The following is a 16,770-nucleotide window of genomic DNA, read 5'->3' as shown; positions in this document are numbered from 1 at the left end:
TTATCTTTGCGGCTTAATTTTAAAAACAATTCATGATTTCAGTAGATAGTGTTTCGGTTGAGTTTAGTGGAACTACCCTTTTTAGCGATATTACATTTAATATTAACGATACCGACAGAATAGCCCTAATGGGTAAAAATGGAGCAGGAAAATCTACCCTATTAAAGGTAATAGCGGGTGTAAATAAGCCCACAAAAGGCAAAATATCGGCACCTAAAGATGCCGTAGTTGCGTATTTGCCACAGCACTTACTGACCGAAGACAACGCAACGGTTTTTGAAGAGGCAAGTAAGGCTTTTGCCGAAATAAATGCCATGCAGGTTCAAATTGACGAACTCAACCATCAGCTTGAGACCAGAACCGACTATGAGTCAGACGAGTACATGAAAATAATAGAGCAAGTTTCTGACTTAAGCGAAAAATTTTATTCGATAGAAGAAGTTAACTACGACGCCGAAGTTGAGAAAATACTGAAAGGTTTGGGATTTGCACGTGAAGACTTCCATAGGCCTACGAGTGAGTTTTCGGGTGGATGGAGAATGCGAATTGAATTGGCCAAAATCTTATTGAAAAACCCGGATCTTATATTATTAGATGAGCCAACCAACCACCTTGACATAGAGTCGGTGCAGTGGCTCGAAGAGTTTTTGACCAATAGCTCTAAAGCCGTAATCGTAATCTCACATGATAGGGCTTTTGTAGATAATATCACGAACCGTACTATTGAGGTTACTATGGGGCGTATTTATGACTACAAAGTAAACTATACGCATTATTTGCAGCTCAGAAAAGAAAGAATGGAGCAGCAACAAAAGCAATTTAACGACCAACAAAAAATGATTGCCGAAACCCAGGAATTTATTGATAGGTTTAAAGGCACTTATTCGAAAACCCTACAGGTACAATCGAGAGTTAAAATGTTGGAAAAAGTAGAGATCGTAGAAGTAGACGAAATGGACACTTCGGCGGTGAATATTAAGTTCCCTGCGGCTCCCCGCTCGGGCAACTACCCCGTTATGGCCGACCAAGTGAGCAAATCTTATGGAGACCATTTGGTGTTTAAAGATGCCACCATTACGATAGAAAGGGGACAAAAAGTAGCCTTTGTAGGTAAAAATGGAGAAGGTAAGTCTACAATGGTGAAAGCCATAATGGGCGAAATAGACTTTGATGGCGAACTAAAAGTAGGTCATAACTGCGAAATTGGGTATTTTGCTCAAAATCAAGCGGCTTTGCTAGACGAAGAACTGAGTATATTTGACACCGTAGATCAGATAGCTGTAGGCGAAATCAGAACAAAAATTAAAGATCTTTTGGGTGCGTTTCTATTTAGAGGAGACGACCTAAACAAAAAAGTAAAAATGCTTTCTGGAGGAGAAAAAACCAGATTAGCAATGATAAAGCTTTTGCTTCAACCGGTTAACCTTTTGATTCTCGATGAGCCTACCAACCACCTCGACCTTAGAACAAAAGACATACTCAAAGACGCTCTGAATGCATTTGAAGGTACTATAATCTTGATTTCTCACGATAGAGATTTCTTGACGGGCTTAGCCGAAAAGGTATTTGAATTTGGCAACAAAAGAGTAAAAGAGCATTTTGAAGACATAAATGGTTTCTTGAAAAACAAAAAACTAGAAAACTTAAGAGAAATAGAAAGGAAAAATTAAAGTCAACAATTTGGTTGTGTAACGATTATCACTTTTTAAGAATCAAATCTTCCAGACATTTGTACAAATAAAAATAAACAAACAATGGAAAATATACAGAACTTAATCAAAAACAACCAAGGGACTATTGTAGACGTTAGAACTTTTGAAGAATTTGCTGGAGGCAATGTAGTGGGCTCAAAAAATATCCCATTAAATGAAATTCCTGCTAGATTAGAGGAAATCAAAAACTTAGAAATGCCGCTTATATTATGCTGTGCATCAGGAAACAGAAGCGGACAGGCCACAGCTTTTTTAAAGGCACAAGGTGTAGAATGCTACAACGGAGGTTCATGGTTTGACGTAAATTATTTCCAGTCTCTGACGGTTTAATTTTAAAGAAAAAATATGGGAGAGGTCATTTTAAAAAATGACCTCTTTTTTTGTCTTAAACACTAAAATTCAAAAAGTTCTCCCTTCATTTTTTTATCTAAAAATCAATTTATTTTTATTCCCATAAATGCACTTTTTGGTGTCTTCTGTTTAGCTAATAAAACACCCGCAAACCTGAAATCACACAAAAAATTCAGCCGCTTTTTTTTTTAACCTCTTCTTATAAAAACACATCTAATATTTATTTTTCTTTTTCATAAACTACCTCAGATATAACGCCAGACATTATTTTGAACTTTTCTAAGAAAAATAATAACTATTAAACGAGCGTTTAATTTCTAAAATATTACTAATCCTAACATTGAAGATTTTTTTCAAAAAAAATACGAAATTTTGATACTAAACAGGAACACTCCACTGTTATTTATTTGTTATGCATTTCGAATATTGGTTACCATAAAAACTAAATACAATGGAAACTTTAGAAACAACAAAACTAGATTTAACAGGCAAAATTGATGTAGTAGAAAACATCAGTCGTGAGGACTTTTTGGAATTCTATATGAAACCCCAAAAGCCAGTTATAATAAAACATTTATACGGGAAAGACGCCCAAGTATACAAATGGACGTTTGACTATTTCCAAAAAGAACTTGGAGAATTAGAGGTTGGGGTATTTGATGATGAGAGCGAGACTAGACAAGACGACCGATCGTACAAAAAAGCTCCTATGACTATGAAGTTTGGAGAATACTTGCAGATAATTCAAGAAAAGCCCACTTCAAAAAGATTGTTCTTATTTAATGTATTTAAGCATAAAAAAGAGTTGCTCAATCATTTCAAGTTTCCAAACATTGCGGATAATGTGCTAAGCTTTTTGCCTTTTGCTTTTTTTGGTGGGCAAGGGGCCGAAACACGCATTCACCGCGACATGGACAACAGTTGCGTGTTTTTGACCGAAATAGCAGGATATAAACGCGTGGTACTTTTTGATCCTAAATACTCAAAACTACTTTATCAATATCCGTACTCTACGCACACCTCTATTGATGTAAATCATCCAGATTTTGACAAATATCCAGGATTGGCACATGTGCAAGGAATCGATTGCACTATCGGGCCTGGAGATACCATTTTTATGCCTTCGGGTTGGTGGCATCACATCGAATATAACACAGCAGGGCTAGGCTTTGCGATTCGCTCGCTCAGCCCTCACTATAAAGACAGGGTTGTCGGAATACTTCAAGTTGGCCTGAAAACTCACATAGACGACCTAGCGAATAAAATACTAGGCAGCAAATGGTTCGACTGGAAGAAAAACAAGACCATAGAAAGAGCAAATAGAGCGATACAAAAACTACAAAAGAAATAAACAAGGAGGCCTACCAAAATGGGCCTCTTTTGTTTTTTACTGTTTAACAGAATTGATTTTTTCAGTTAGATTTTTCTTAGCTTTATAAGAAAAACAATTTCTATGCTGAACTCACAAAAAAACAAATTCGATTTAGACCCTAACATACATTATTTAAACTGTGCCGCTTATGGCCCAATTTTAAAGTCATCGGCAGAGGCGGGAAAGAAAGGCATTGAACAAAAAATGCATCCAAATCAAATAACTTCAATTTCTCACTTCACAGATTCTGATACTGCACGTGGACTTTTTGCAGAACTAATAAACTGCGGCGATCCTGACTCTGTTGCGATTATTTCGTCTGTTTCTTATGGTTTAGCTATAGTTGCGGCCAATTTAGAAACTCAAATAAAAGGCCAAAACAAAAAAACGATTTTGACTATTGGAGATGAATTCCCAAATGATTTTTATGCATTTGAGAAAGTTGCTAAAAAACTTAATTTAGAACAAAACTCGATATTAAAACCACCCGGTTTAGCAAACATTGGGCAAGACTGGAACCAGAATATTTTAAATGCCATAAATACCGAAACCGCACTTATAGTATTGCCACATATCCATTGGAAATATGGTGTAAAGTTTGATTTAGAACAAATAAGCAAAAAATGCATAGAAAACGATGTCTTACTAGTTATTGACGGATCACAATCCATTGGTATAGAGCCTTTTGATAACACTAAAATTAAAGCAGACGCAATAATTTGCCCAGCTTACAAATGGCTATTAGGCCCTTACAGTATTGGTTTTGCTTATTTTGGAGAAAAATATAACGAAGGAACCCCACTTGAAGAAACATGGATGAACCGTGAAGGAAGCGACGACTTCACCACTTTGTCTATGAACCCAAAGGCCTACCGTCCCAAAGCCCAAAGGTACAACATGGGAGAGTTTTCGCAATTTATCCAAATGCCGATGCTTATTGATAGCCTCACCCAGATATTGGCTTGGAAACCCGAAAACATGAAAACCTACATAGAAGAAATTAGCTTATTTGAAATAAAAAAACTCCGAAACTTAGGCTGCGAAATAGTTTCTGAAGCATTTAGAGCGAAGCACTTATTTGGAATTTCCTTACCTAAAAATGTAGATAAGCAGTCTTTTCTGAATGCACTAAAAGGCAAGAATGTTTTAGTTTCTGACAGAGGCGATGTAATCCGAATTTCAATTAATGTATTTAATGAAAAGCGAGACTTAGAAATACTAACCGAAACTTTAGAAGAATGCTTGTAGCATTTTAATGAAAATAAAATATAAATGGCCAGTATAATTAAAAACTGAGTAGTGGAGCAAATCCCTATAAACTTGTTAATCTGAAGTTTTTTTAGCTTATTACTGTTTCATAAATAGCATTTTCTTTAATCTAAATGACAGAAAGCAATTCAAAAATGGCTTTTATAAAAAGCCTTCCTAACAACATATTTGCGGGGTTTGTAGTATCGTTAGTTGCACTTCCACTTGGATTTGGATTGGCCTTAGCCTCTGGTGTTCCGCCCATTGCGGGTATTATCTCTGCCGTAGTAGGTGGCGTTATAGTTTCGATAATAGGAGGCTCAAACGTAACCATTACAGGCCCTGGAAACGGGCTAGTAGTAGCCGTTTTCACTGCCGTGACCACTCTTGGAGCAGGCGACATGCAAGCGGGATATTTGATAACCCTAGCAGCTATCATAGTCTCAGGAGTATTGATTTTTCTACTTTCTTTTATAAACCTTGGTAAGCTGACTGATTTTTTCCCCTCATCGGCCATACAAGGAATGTTAGCTGCGATAGGTATTATCATTATTTCGAAACAGATTCATATTGTTTTTGGGAACCTAAATGCCACAGGATCACCGTTTGAGCTTCTTTTAAGTTTACCCAAATCTATCTTTGAATGTATAACCGACCCAGGCCAACATCCGGCAGCAATAGCCGGAATCGCGAGTTTACTAATTATGGTTTTTTATGCAAAAATCAGAAGTAAGTACTTCCAGCTAATACCCGCCCCCATGTGGATAGTATTTATTTCGGTAGGCTTAGCCCATTTTTTTGAAAATAAACTAGGTGTAGACCATCCAATTCCGAGTCAATATTTCATAAAAATACCGGACAATATTTTTTCGAATTTCCCTGTCCCAAACTTCAACAGATTGGCCGACTTTGATTTTATAGTAGCTGTTTTTTCAATCACAATGATTGCGGCCATCGAGTCGCTTCTATCTATAAAAGGAGTAGAAAAACTTGACCCGCTTTTAAGAAAGTCAAATGTAAACAAAGACATAAGGGCATTAGGAATTGCCACCGTGGTTTCCGGTTTTTTGGGAGGATTAAATGTAGTGACGGTAATAGCCAGGAGTTCGGTAAATGTGAATAACAATGGTTCTAACCGCTCTGCTAACTTTTTCCATGCGGCGTTTCTTTGTCTCTTTATTTTGGTTTTCAAAGAGCAGCTTGGCTACATCCCCTACCCAGCTTTGGCTGCCATATTGGTTTACACAGGCTACAAACTTGCCTCACCTGCCACTTTCAAAAAGATAATGAGCATAGGAAAAGAGCAGGTTTTCATTTTCCTAGTGACGCTTATAACCACTTTGGCCACGAGTTTAATCACAGGAATCACGGTGGGTATAGTGGTTACGTTTTTTGTGCATTTATACCTTACCAATAGCTTTAAACTATTTTTTGAGAATTTTAAGAAAAACAACCTCGAAGAATCGTTTGAAAACGATGGCACGCTTCATATTACAGTAAAGTACTTTAGTTCGTATTTAAATTTCTTTAGGTTAAAAGCAGTTTTAGATAAAATAAAACCTAACGAAAAAGTAATTGTGGATTTCCTTCAGAGTAGGTTTGTTGACCACACAGTGATGGAAAACCTTTGGGATTACGAACAAAAATTTGAAAAGTCAGGCGGGCAGTTTGAAGTCATCGGACTTGACCTCCACAGTGCCGAAAGTGACCATCCGTTTGCACTCAGAAGAGCCTTAGAGCTGGTACCGTTTGTTCATTTACCTGATAGAATGACACGTAGACAGCAAGAAATCAGTAACTTCACTGGCGTTTTTGATTGGAAGTTTAACAAGAGACAAGATTTTCATATCTATTTCTTAATGGGCTTTAATTACTTCAAAACTAGGCAGATCGACCACGTGTATAACATTGCACAAAGTCCAGAGCGAACCATAAAGCTATTCGATATTGAATTTTCCGAAGGGGCATTTATAGCCGAAGAGCAATTACACTCCACGATGGTGTATATCAAAACAAATCAAAAAACGCCTCAATTCACCCTTGACAAAGGCGATTTTTTTGAAAGAATGCAATACCTAGCGGATTTTAAAGAAATAAAGCTGAAGTCATTTAGAGATTTTGCAAAAAGATTTACACTTAGAGGAGAAAACCTACTCTCAATCAGACGCTTTTTTACCGATGATTTGATTCTTTTTTTTGAAAGTAACAGTTACTATCACATAGAATCTGATGGAAAGGGAGGCATCTTAATTAAAAACAGCGAAAGACTAGGAAGTGTAACCGAAATAAAAGCCCTCGTAGATTTTAGTATTAGATTAGAAGCGATCATAAACAGAAAAAAAGACTTGATATTAAAAAACTATTCTTAAAAATGAAAAGGTTCGAAAACTCATATAAATAGTAATATCTCGACTTAATCTTGAATTTTTACAATTTTACTTAAAATCTTAATTTCACCTTGTTTTATTATTTATAAAAATAGTAGAACTTAAACTTTATATATGGCTTCGAAAAGCCATCACTTAAACCAAAAATATACATGTCAATAAAAGTAGCCATTTCTCATAAAACCAAATATATTTTTGATAGAAGTGTACGTCTTACTCCTCATGTTTTTAGACTAAGACCAGCCGCTCACTCAAGAACTCAAATAGAAGGGTATAGTTTAAAAATTAGCCCCGAAAATCATTTTATAAATTGGCAACAAGACCCATTTGGTAACTTTCAAGCCCGTGTAGTATTCCCTGATAAAATCGCAGAACTTTCGGTAGAGGTAGAGGTAATAGCTGTTTTACAAACAATCAATCCTTTTGATTTTTTTGTGGAAGAATACGCCGAAAACTATCCGTTTGCCTATCCTGATTCATTAAAAAAAGAGCTAAGTCCATATTTGGAATATGACGAAAATGGGCCTCTCCTTAATAACTGGATCAAAGAACACCGGATACAAGACGATATGAAAATTGTAGACTTTTTAGTTTACTTAAATCAACTCATATATAAAGCAATCTCATATAATATTAGAATGGATCCGGGTGTACAAACCTGCGAGACCAGTTTAGATATAAAAAGTGGCTCATGTAGAGACTCGTCTTGGTTGCTCGTTCAAGTACTGAGACATTTTGGAATCGCCTCACGTTTTGTTTCAGGCTATTTGGTCCAACTTACACCAGACCAAAAATCACTGGACGGACCATCGGGCACTGAAGAAGACTTTACAGACTTGCACGCTTGGGTAGAAGCTTTTATACCAGGTGCAGGTTGGATTGGCCTAGACCCAACTTCAGGCTTATTGGCAGGCGAAGGTCATATACCACTTAGTTGTACACCACACTACAAAAGTGCTGCCCCAGTTACGGGTGGAACCGAAGTTTGTCAGGTTACCCTAGAGTTTGAAAACAAAGTATTTAGAATAAAAGAAGACCCTCGTGTTACCAAACCCTACACCGACAAGCAATGGGAAAATGTAATGCAAGTAGGTGAAGACGTTGAAAAAGACCTAATAGAAAACGACGTAAGACTTACTATGGGTGGTGAACCTACTTTTGTGAGCATCGATGATTTTGAAGGAGACGAGTGGAACTCTACTGCTGACGGTCCCCTAAAAAGAAAACTCGCGTATGATTTAGCTTTAAGACTCAAAAACAGATTTGCATTTGGTGGTTTACTTCATTTTGGTCAAGGAAAATGGTACCCCGGCGAACTATTCCCGAGGTGGCAATATGGCTTATATTGGAGAAAAGACGGTTTACCTATCTGGAAAAACTTTGATTTAATAGCTAAAGAAGACAGCACAAAGTTTACGCATATTGAAGCCGATATTTTTGCAAATGAATTGGCTAAAACCTTAGGAATAAGCACTAAAAATATAGTTCCGGCCTATGAAGACCCATTCTATTGGACACTTGAAGAGCAAAAACTCCCAGTAGATATTGACCCACTTAAAGTCAACTTAAAAGATTCTATTGAGCGACAAACACTGACAAGGTTACTTACCAAAGGACTAAATAATGCCGCTGGCTTTGCCTTACCTATTAAATGGAATTTTGAAGAAAATACATGGTCAAGTTGTGCTTGGGAATTTAGACGTAAAAACTGTTTCTTAATACCTGGAAATTCACCTATCGGTTTAAGGCTTCCTTTAAAAGAACTTCCAGAGATATCCAAAAAAGATAGCGAAAAAGCAGTAGAAAGAAGTCCATTTGAAGACTTACCAGTTTTTTCAAACAATGATCAAAACCTAAAAAGTCGTTATGGAAAATCAGCTAAAGGAATAAACAAAAAACCTAAAAAAGGAGAAGAAACCTCTCTTTTGACATTTACTACTGCCTTAACGGTGGAAGAAAGAGAAGGTATATTGTATGTATTCTTACCACCGGTTGATTATTTTGAGCATTATCTTGACCTAATCGGAAGTATCGAATCGGTTGCAGAAAAACTAAACATGCCGGTTCGGGTAGAAGGATACACTCCACCAAGCGACAACAGAATAGAAAAACTAAGTGTAACCCCAGACCCAGGCGTTATTGAAGTGAATATCCATCCAGCCAAAAGCTGGTCAGAATTGGTAACAAACATAAGTTCATTGTACGAGGAAGCCTTTTTTGCTCGCCTTGGTACTGAGAAATTTATGGTAGATGGCCGCAAAACTGGAACCGGTGGCGGAAACCACGTAACCATAGGTGGAGCCACTCCAGCAGACAGCCCAATACTTAGAAGACCAGATTTGCTTCGTAGTTTAATTACGTATTGGCAACATCATCCCGTATTGAGTTATTTGTTCTCTGGGCCATTTGTAGGGCCTACCAGTCAAGCACCAAGAATAGATGAAGGCCGAGAGGAACTTCTATATGAAATGGAGATAGCATTTGATCAACTTTCATCGAATGAGAACCCTCCTTTCTGGATGGTGGACCGAATATTCAGAAACTTATTGGTTGATATTACAGGAAATACACACCGTGCAGAATTCTGTATCGACAAATTGTATTCGCCAGACTCAAGTACGGGCAGACTTGGGATATTAGAATTCAGAGCTTTTGATATGCCGCCTCACAAGCAAATGAGTTTGGTTCAAACCTTATTGATTAGGGCTCTAATAGCGAAATTCTGGAAAAACCCATATGAGAAAAAATTGATAAGATGGGGCACCGAACTCCATGACCGATATATGCTGCCGCATTTTGCCTATTTAGACATGATAGATGTGGTCAATGACCTTAAAGATGCCGGTTACAACTTTGATATTTCATGGTTTGATTCATTCTTTGAGTTTAGATATCCGAAATACGGAAATATAACGGTAGATAACGTGCAGCTAGAAATTAGACTCGGCATAGAGCCTTGGCATGTATTGGGCGAAGAGCTTTCTAACTCGGGTACCGCCCGTTTTGTAGATTCTTCATTGGAAAGAATTCAAGTAAAAGTAAGTGGTTTTATAGAAGGTCGCCATATTTTACTTTGTAACGGATGTCGTGTTCCACTAAGACCGACCGGAGTTAAAGGTGAATTGGTAGCCGGTATACGATATAAAGCATGGAATCCGCCTTCGGCATTACACCCGACTATTGGTGCAGATGCTCCTTTAGTACTTGACATTATCGATTCTTGGAACAACAGAGTCTTGGGTGGTTGTACGTATTTTGTTTCGCATCCGGGTGGAAGAAGTTTTGATACTTACCCAATAAATTCGTACGAAGCTGAGTCGAGACAGATAAGTAGATTCTGGGGATTTGGGCATACGCCAAATGCAGATTTGGAGGCTGCACCATCGGTAAAAAACACGCCGTTTATCTCGAGATTTGTTTCTCAAAACAAAAAAGACCTAAAAATCGATACGCCTATTGAGTTAATAAATCCGGAATTTCCGAACACTTTAGATTTAAGAAAATTCTGGAAAGTAAAGTAATTATTTAATTAAAAACTTAATATTAAATTAATAATGTACCATCTTTGGGGCAAATGACCGCATTATGCAGATAGACGCTTCAACCAATCTTTTAGAAAATTATCTTAAAATAGCCTCGAAAAATGACGAGACTATTGACAAAGACGGGAATATTAAGCCCATTTGGGCCAACTTATTCAATAATTTGCAACACCTAGGTTTAGATAACCTAAATCAAAGGAGTTTAGACATAAAGAATAAGTTGAAAGAAAATGGGGTAACCTATAATATTTCTACCCAAAACTCTGGAGAAAACCGTGCTTGGAAACTTGACAGTATTCCTTTTTTGTATGACGCTAATGAATGGGATACAATTAAGAAGGGTCTTGTACAGCGTGCGGTTTTGTTGAATGAAATCTATAAAGATTTTTATGGAAGCCAAAAACTGATAAAGGATGGCGTGTTTCCTGCACATGTGCTTTATGGAAACGACGGTTTTTTGCCCCCATGTATGGACATAAAAAATCCTTTTAAAAATCAGTTGAGCATGTATGCCGTTGATTTTTCGAGAGGTCCAGATCAGCGTTTGTGGATTTTAGACAACCGCACTCAGTCTCCATCGGGTTCTGGTTATGCACTCGAAAACCGAGGTCTTTTAAGTAGTTTTTTGCCTGAACTTTCAAAAGGTATAGAACCTAAAAAACTTGCCCCATATTTCAACTCATTTCATACGGCCATTACAAAGAATGGCAAAATAAACAGCAGTGAATTAAATATAGTCTATCTAACTCCTGGACCTTTTAACGAAACTTTTTTTGAGCATTCATATTTAGCATCATATTTCGGCTATACGCTTGCACAAGGGTCTGACTTGGTAGTCAGAAGTTCTTCTGTTTTTCTAAAAACTGTAAAAGGACTTGAAAAAGTAGACGTGATTATTAGACGTATAGACGAAGACTTCTCTGACCCACTAGAACTAAGAAAAGAGTCTCAACTGGGAATACCCGGCTTGCTACAAGCCATGCGTGCCGGCAATGTGATTGTGATTAACCCTCCTGGGACCGGGATTTTGGAAAATCACATGTTGTTACCCTTCATGAAAAGTGCCAGTAGGGCCATATTGGGCGAAGACCTTCTGATGCCAAACATCGCCACTTGGTGGTGTGGGCAACCCAAAGAACTTAATTATGTACTAGAAAACCTGCCTAAACTTATTGTTAAAAAAGGAAATAGAAAAATACGGCATTCGTCGATTTTTTGTAGAACCCTAAATGAAGCCGAACTCGCAAAATTAAAAGAAGAAATCAAGCAGAATCCGAGAGACTTTGTGGCTCAAGAGGAGTGTATTTTATTTACCTCCCCTAGTTTGGTCAATGGCCAAATACTTCCTCGACTTTCGGCTACACGTGCTTTTTTGGTTTCGGATGGAGACTCATTTAAAGTTATGGATGGCGGCCTAACTAGAAGTTCTGCCGACCCTGAAAAATTTGTAATTTCGAATCAACTGGGTGGCATCTCGAAAGATACTTGGATAGTAGACCAGCATTTTTTACCTCAAAAAGAGAAACTGGTTTTCAACTCTGATAAATTTAATCATAGATACAATTCATTACCTAGCCGTGCAGCTGAAAACATGTTTTGGGCAGGAAGAAATACAGAAAGAGTACTTACTACTGTTAAGTTTTCGAGAGTAATACTTCAGTTTATTCAAGAAGAATTTTCGATGGATGTTAAACAGCAACCTCATACGCTTACAATATTGAGTAAAACTTTAGAAGCACTGACATACGTAAGTTCTGAGGATTTTGATTTTTCAAAATTAGAAACGCATTCTAAATATATACAAGCCGTAGTTTCTTCCCGAAAAATGCCGGGCACGGTGGTTTCTAACCTAAGAAATCTACTTAACTGTGCTACCACTGTAAATGAGAAATGGAATCACGATACCAAGCGTTATATCAACGCCATAGAAAACAGCATGGAGGAGATAGGTACCATTAAAACTACCCATCAGACACAGAGAATATTAGAAAGATTGCAAAGTAGACTGTTTGGTTTTTATGGTATTTTGAGCGAAAGTTTCCCACGTGATGACTCATATTACTTCTTTGAAGCTGGTAAATATCTTGAAAGAGCCATAAACCAAGTAGTGTTAATCAAAAACATTTTCTTACTTAAGCAAAGCTCAGAGATAGAAAAGGAGTTGCTCGAAACACTTTTACATAATAACAATATTTTGGTCTTTTATAGACAACTCTACAAATCATTCATGAACCTTGAAACAACATTAGACATGTTGCTTCTCGACGAAACTTTGCCTTGTTCGGTTAGTTTTTTGATTGACAAATTAAACAATAACCTCCAAAAGTTACCCAAAGAAGCATTTGGAGTTAGACTTACACCTACATTGGCTTTGGTTTTGGAGGCACAAACAATGGTTCGCTTATCTAAAGTAGAAGACCTGGGCGTATACAATGAAGACTCCCACGAAATGTTTAATCTACATTCGTTTTTAGATAAGATAGAAGAGCTACTTTCAAAAGTTACCGAAAATCTTACAAATCAGTATTTTACCCATACCCTTATCCAACACTCTCTTGTTGAATACACAGATACAGACATCTTGAATAATGAAATATAACCTGCTTCATAAAACTAAATACACCTATACAAACGAAGTAAAGGGGTATCATGGATTAGCTTGTATAATGCCAAGGACAGATGAAAATCAGTCGTGCCAAAGTAATGTAATCACGATTTTGCCTAAACCAGACGAACTTGTAATGCGAACTGACATGTGGGGAAATAAACTCCACTATTTCTCTATTAATTCTCCTCACAAAGAACTTGAGATACGTTCTGAGTCATTTATTATAAAAAATTCATATGATCAGATAAAAATTAAACCGAGTATAACTTACGGCGAAGCATTGGAAATACTAAAAACAAGTGTGCCTATTAAAGCAGAGGTTTGGCCTTTTTTGATTCAAAGTCCAAAAATATCGTGGTCAAAAAATATTGAAAAATATGCAGCCCCGTCTTTTCAGCTAGAAACACCACTTTACGATTGTATTGAAAATCTTTCAAGTAGGATTTTCCATGACTTTGAGTTCAATGCTAAGTTTTCGGATGTAAACACTCCAATAGAAAAAGTATTAAAAGAAAGAAAAGGTGTATGTCAGGATTTTTCCCATTTGGCTATAGCCTGTATCAGAAGTATGGGCATTCCGGCCAGATATATCAGTGGATATATAGAAACCTTACCGCCTCCGGGCAAAGTCAAACTCCAGGGCTCTGACGCATCACATGCTTGGTTTTCGGCAAATATCCCTAATGTGGGTTGGTTTGAGTTTGACCCAACTAATAATATGGTGCCTGGCGATCAACATATAAAAACAGCCTATGGACGTGACTACAGCGACGTGGTGCCCGTAAAAGGCGTGATGTTTACCGCAGGTGGTCACAAACTAAAAGTAGAGGTAGACCTCAATAGAATAATCGAAAATTAAAGTTCTTTTTCCCAAGCAGCTATTGCTTTCGCCATAGATTCAAACTCTATCAAAAAGCCGTCGTGGCCATAGGTAGAGTCTATTTCTAAAAACTTTGCATCAGTTATTCCTTCGGCTATTTTTGATTGCTCAATTGGCGGAAATAAGATGTCAGAGCTAATGCCGATTACCAAGGTTTTGGCTTTTACAAGTTTCAACGCCTCGCTTACCCCTCCCCTGTTTCTACCCACATCGTGTGAGTCAAACATTTTGGATAAAGTCCAATACGAAAACGCATTAAATCTTCTTTTTATCTTTTCGCCCTGATAGTTTTGGTAGGTATTGGCACGGAAAAAATCTATCTGTCCTTCGTCTCTTGACTGCGTACGGTTATAGGTCTGATAATTTCGATATGACAATAAAGCTATGGCACGGGCCACTTTCATGCCCTCAAGGCCTGCTTTGGGAGATTTTTCTAGCCAAGTCGGGTCGTTTTCGATGGCCATACGCTGACTTTCGTTAAAAGCCACACCCCAAGGCGAATGAATGGCATTTGTAGAAAATAAGATGCATTTTTCAATTACTTCGGGTTCCATTACGGCCCACTCTAAAGCTTGCTGACCGCCCAATGATCCTCCTAATAAATAGGCTATGCTATTAATTTCAAGATGCTTTCTAAGTAAAATAAAACTTTCTATAACGTCTCTAATGGTAAGAAACGGGAAATCGTGAAAATATGGGCTGCCGGTTTGAGGATTTACAGAAAGTGCGTTTGTGCTGCCATAGTGAGAGCCTGGCACATTTACACATACTATGAAGTATTCTTCAGGATTAAACCTTCTGCGGTCACCTATTAAGCCACTCCACCAGTCTGAAGGGTTTGCATTGCCCGTAAAAGCATGACACACCCAAACCACATTACTTTTGTCGGCATTTAAAGTACCGTAGGTAGTGTAAGCCAACTCGAGCTCTGGCAGCCATTCTCCGTTTTCTAACTTAAAAGGAGATTCGTATTTATATATCTTAGTATCTATCATAAAACAAAAAAATAGGAGCTTAGCCATTTCTTACTAAGCCCCAAAAAATCATTAAAGTGCCGCTGTTATATCTGCTTTAATATCTTCGATATGCTCTATACCTAACGAAATACGTAACAAGTTTGGATCTACACCTGCTTTCAACTGGTCTGCTTCTGGCAGCTGTGAGTGCGTGGTAGAGGCAGGGTGTATTATTAATGTTTTTGAATCTCCTACATTTGCAAGGTGCGAAATAAGTTTTAGGCTATTCACAAACTTTTCCGCTCTTTCTCTTCCACCTTTTAGTTTAAATGAAAGCACACCACCAAAACCTCTTGTCAAATATTTTTTTGCTAGCTCATGCGATGAATGACTTTCAAGACCTGGATATGAAACCGACTCCACTTCCTCGTGGCTTTCTAGCCATTTTGCTAAAGCAAGGGCATTTTCACAAGTCCGCTCAACTCTAAGCGACAAGGTTTCTAAACCCTGAATCAATAAAAATGAGTTAAATGGCGACTGAGCAGGGCCCCAATCTCTAAGGCCTTCTACTCTACATCTGATGATAAACTGAATGTTTCCAAAAGGACCACCGATTCCGAATACATCGTTATAAACTAAACCATTATAACTCGCCGATGGCGAAGTAAACTGCGGATATTTCCCATTTCCCCAGTTAAAATTACCTCCGTCTACAATCACACCGCCCATGGTGGTACCGTGACCGCCAATCCATTTGGTAGCAGACTCTACGATTACGTTGGCACCGTGCTTAAGCGGCTGACATATAGCTCCACCAGCACCAAAAGTATTGTCTACAAATAGTGGAAGGTCGTGTTTTTTGGCAACTGCTGCTATTTTTTCAAAATCTGGCACATTCAAACCTGGGTTACCAATGGTTTCAACATAAATCAATTTCGTATTTTCATCTATAAGGCTTTCTATGCTTTCGGCATCTGTACCATTTGCAAAACGTGCTTCTACGCCTATGTTTTTGAATGAGTTTTTAAACTGATTAAATGTTCCGCCATACAAAAATGAACTCGTAACGAAGTTATCCCCTACCGAGGTTACGTTGTTTATGGCTATAAACTGTGCCGCATGACCTGAGCTAATAGCCAAAGCTGCTACTCCACCTTCTAATGCCGCTACTCTTTTCTCAAAAACATCATTAGTCGGGTTCATTATTCGGGTATAAATATTCCCGAACTCCTTCAGAGCAAAAAGGTTAGCTCCATGCTCTGAGTTTTTAAACTGATAGGCAGTGGTTTGATAAATAGGCACTGCACGTGATTGTGTAGTAGGATCAATCTCTTGGCCAGCATGTAGCTGTTGTGTTTCGAATCTTAATTCTGACATGTTTTAATAAAATTTAAATAAAAAAATACACCGTCGTGCGTGCGATAAACGCATGACGAAAAATTTCGATTCTCGAAATCTTTAAACAAAACCAATAGTAATTTGAAAATCGCCTGATTGGTTTATAAGTCCTAGAGGCTACTGTTGAGCCGCTGAGGTAGGTATTGGCACCTTTTCGATAAGTATCGGCAGGTTGCCCGAGTTTCAAAGAGCCTATTCTCTCCACTCGTCTTTATAAATCAACCATTCAGCTGCAAAAGCGAAGAATGAATTGATGCTGCAAAGCTATAAAACATTTTTTGGAATCAAAAAAATATCTGAATTAAGTTAACCTTAA

The 16,770-nt window shown here is 37.7% G+C and carries 10 protein-coding genes and 1 riboswitch; of the genes, 8 read left to right on the top strand and 2 right to left on the bottom strand.

What is annotated here, in order from left to right:
• The first annotated feature begins 32 nt into the window (after positions 1 to 32).
• The 8 genes from ACFOOI_RS20840 to ACFOOI_RS20805 all read left to right on the top strand — a co-directional run bounded on the left by ACFOOI_RS20840 (position 33) and on the right by ACFOOI_RS20805 (position 14,079).
• On the top strand, positions 33 to 1,670 hold the full coding sequence (locus ACFOOI_RS20840; RefSeq protein WP_379840030.1) for an ABC-F family ATP-binding cassette domain-containing protein: 1,638 nt from the start codon (positions 33 to 35) through the stop codon (positions 1,668 to 1,670).
• A gap of 84 nt (positions 1,671 to 1,754) precedes the next feature.
• The gene (locus tag ACFOOI_RS20835) at positions 1,755 to 2,042 is read left to right on the top strand and encodes a rhodanese-like domain-containing protein (protein WP_379840029.1); all 288 of its coding nucleotides are present in this window, start codon (positions 1,755 to 1,757) and stop codon (positions 2,040 to 2,042) included.
• A 472-nt stretch (positions 2,043 to 2,514) separates the two neighbouring features.
• Positions 2,515 to 3,414 (top strand): cupin-like domain-containing protein, encoded by a 900-nt coding sequence (locus tag ACFOOI_RS20830; RefSeq protein ID WP_379840028.1) that lies wholly within the window; start codon positions 2,515 to 2,517, stop codon positions 3,412 to 3,414.
• Positions 3,415 to 3,516: 102 nt separating this feature from the next.
• Positions 3,517 to 4,683 carry an aminotransferase class V-fold PLP-dependent enzyme gene (locus ACFOOI_RS20825; protein ID WP_379840027.1) on the top strand — a complete coding sequence of 389 codons (1,167 nt, stop codon included), beginning with the start codon at positions 3,517 to 3,519 and terminating at the stop codon, positions 4,681 to 4,683.
• 155 nt (positions 4,684 to 4,838) lie between these two features.
• Positions 4,839 to 7,052, top strand: coding sequence for a SulP family inorganic anion transporter (locus ACFOOI_RS20820; RefSeq protein WP_379840026.1), 2,214 nt, complete (start codon positions 4,839 to 4,841; stop codon positions 7,050 to 7,052).
• Between the two features lie 170 nt (positions 7,053 to 7,222).
• Positions 7,223 to 10,591 carry a transglutaminase family protein gene (locus ACFOOI_RS20815; protein ID WP_379840025.1) on the top strand — a complete coding sequence of 1,123 codons (3,369 nt, stop codon included), beginning with the start codon at positions 7,223 to 7,225 and terminating at the stop codon, positions 10,589 to 10,591.
• Between the two features lie 64 nt (positions 10,592 to 10,655).
• Positions 10,656 to 13,211, top strand: coding sequence for a circularly permuted type 2 ATP-grasp protein (locus ACFOOI_RS20810; RefSeq protein WP_379840024.1), 2,556 nt, complete (start codon positions 10,656 to 10,658; stop codon positions 13,209 to 13,211).
• Complete coding sequence (locus ACFOOI_RS20805) at positions 13,201 to 14,079, top strand: transglutaminase family protein (RefSeq protein WP_379840023.1); 879 nt, start codon at positions 13,201 to 13,203, stop codon at positions 14,077 to 14,079. The genes ACFOOI_RS20810 and ACFOOI_RS20805 overlap by 11 nt, the downstream gene beginning before the upstream one ends.
• On the opposite strand, the gene ACFOOI_RS20800 is transcribed toward ACFOOI_RS20805, so the two are convergent.
• Positions 14,076 to 15,095 carry a homoserine O-acetyltransferase family protein gene (locus tag ACFOOI_RS20800; protein WP_379840022.1) on the bottom strand — a complete coding sequence of 340 codons (1,020 nt, stop codon included), beginning with the start codon at positions 15,093 to 15,095 and terminating at the stop codon, positions 14,076 to 14,078. The genes ACFOOI_RS20805 and ACFOOI_RS20800 overlap by 4 nt on opposite strands.
• Positions 15,096 to 15,146: 51 nt before the next feature.
• Entirely contained in the window at positions 15,147 to 16,433 is a 1,287-nt protein-coding gene (locus tag ACFOOI_RS20795) for an O-acetylhomoserine aminocarboxypropyltransferase/cysteine synthase family protein (protein WP_379840021.1), read from the bottom strand.
• A 119-nt stretch (positions 16,434 to 16,552) separates the two neighbouring features.
• Positions 16,553 to 16,674, bottom strand: a riboswitch (SAM riboswitch).
• Positions 16,675 to 16,770 lie beyond the last annotated feature (96 nt).

The organism is Lacihabitans lacunae (assembly GCF_042649125.1).
In the GTDB taxonomy this organism is placed as follows: Bacteria; Bacteroidota; Bacteroidia; order Cytophagales; family Spirosomataceae; genus Leadbetterella; species Leadbetterella lacunae.
Note: the sequence above shows the minus strand (reverse complement) of the source record. Positions and strands in the feature narration are given on the sequence as shown.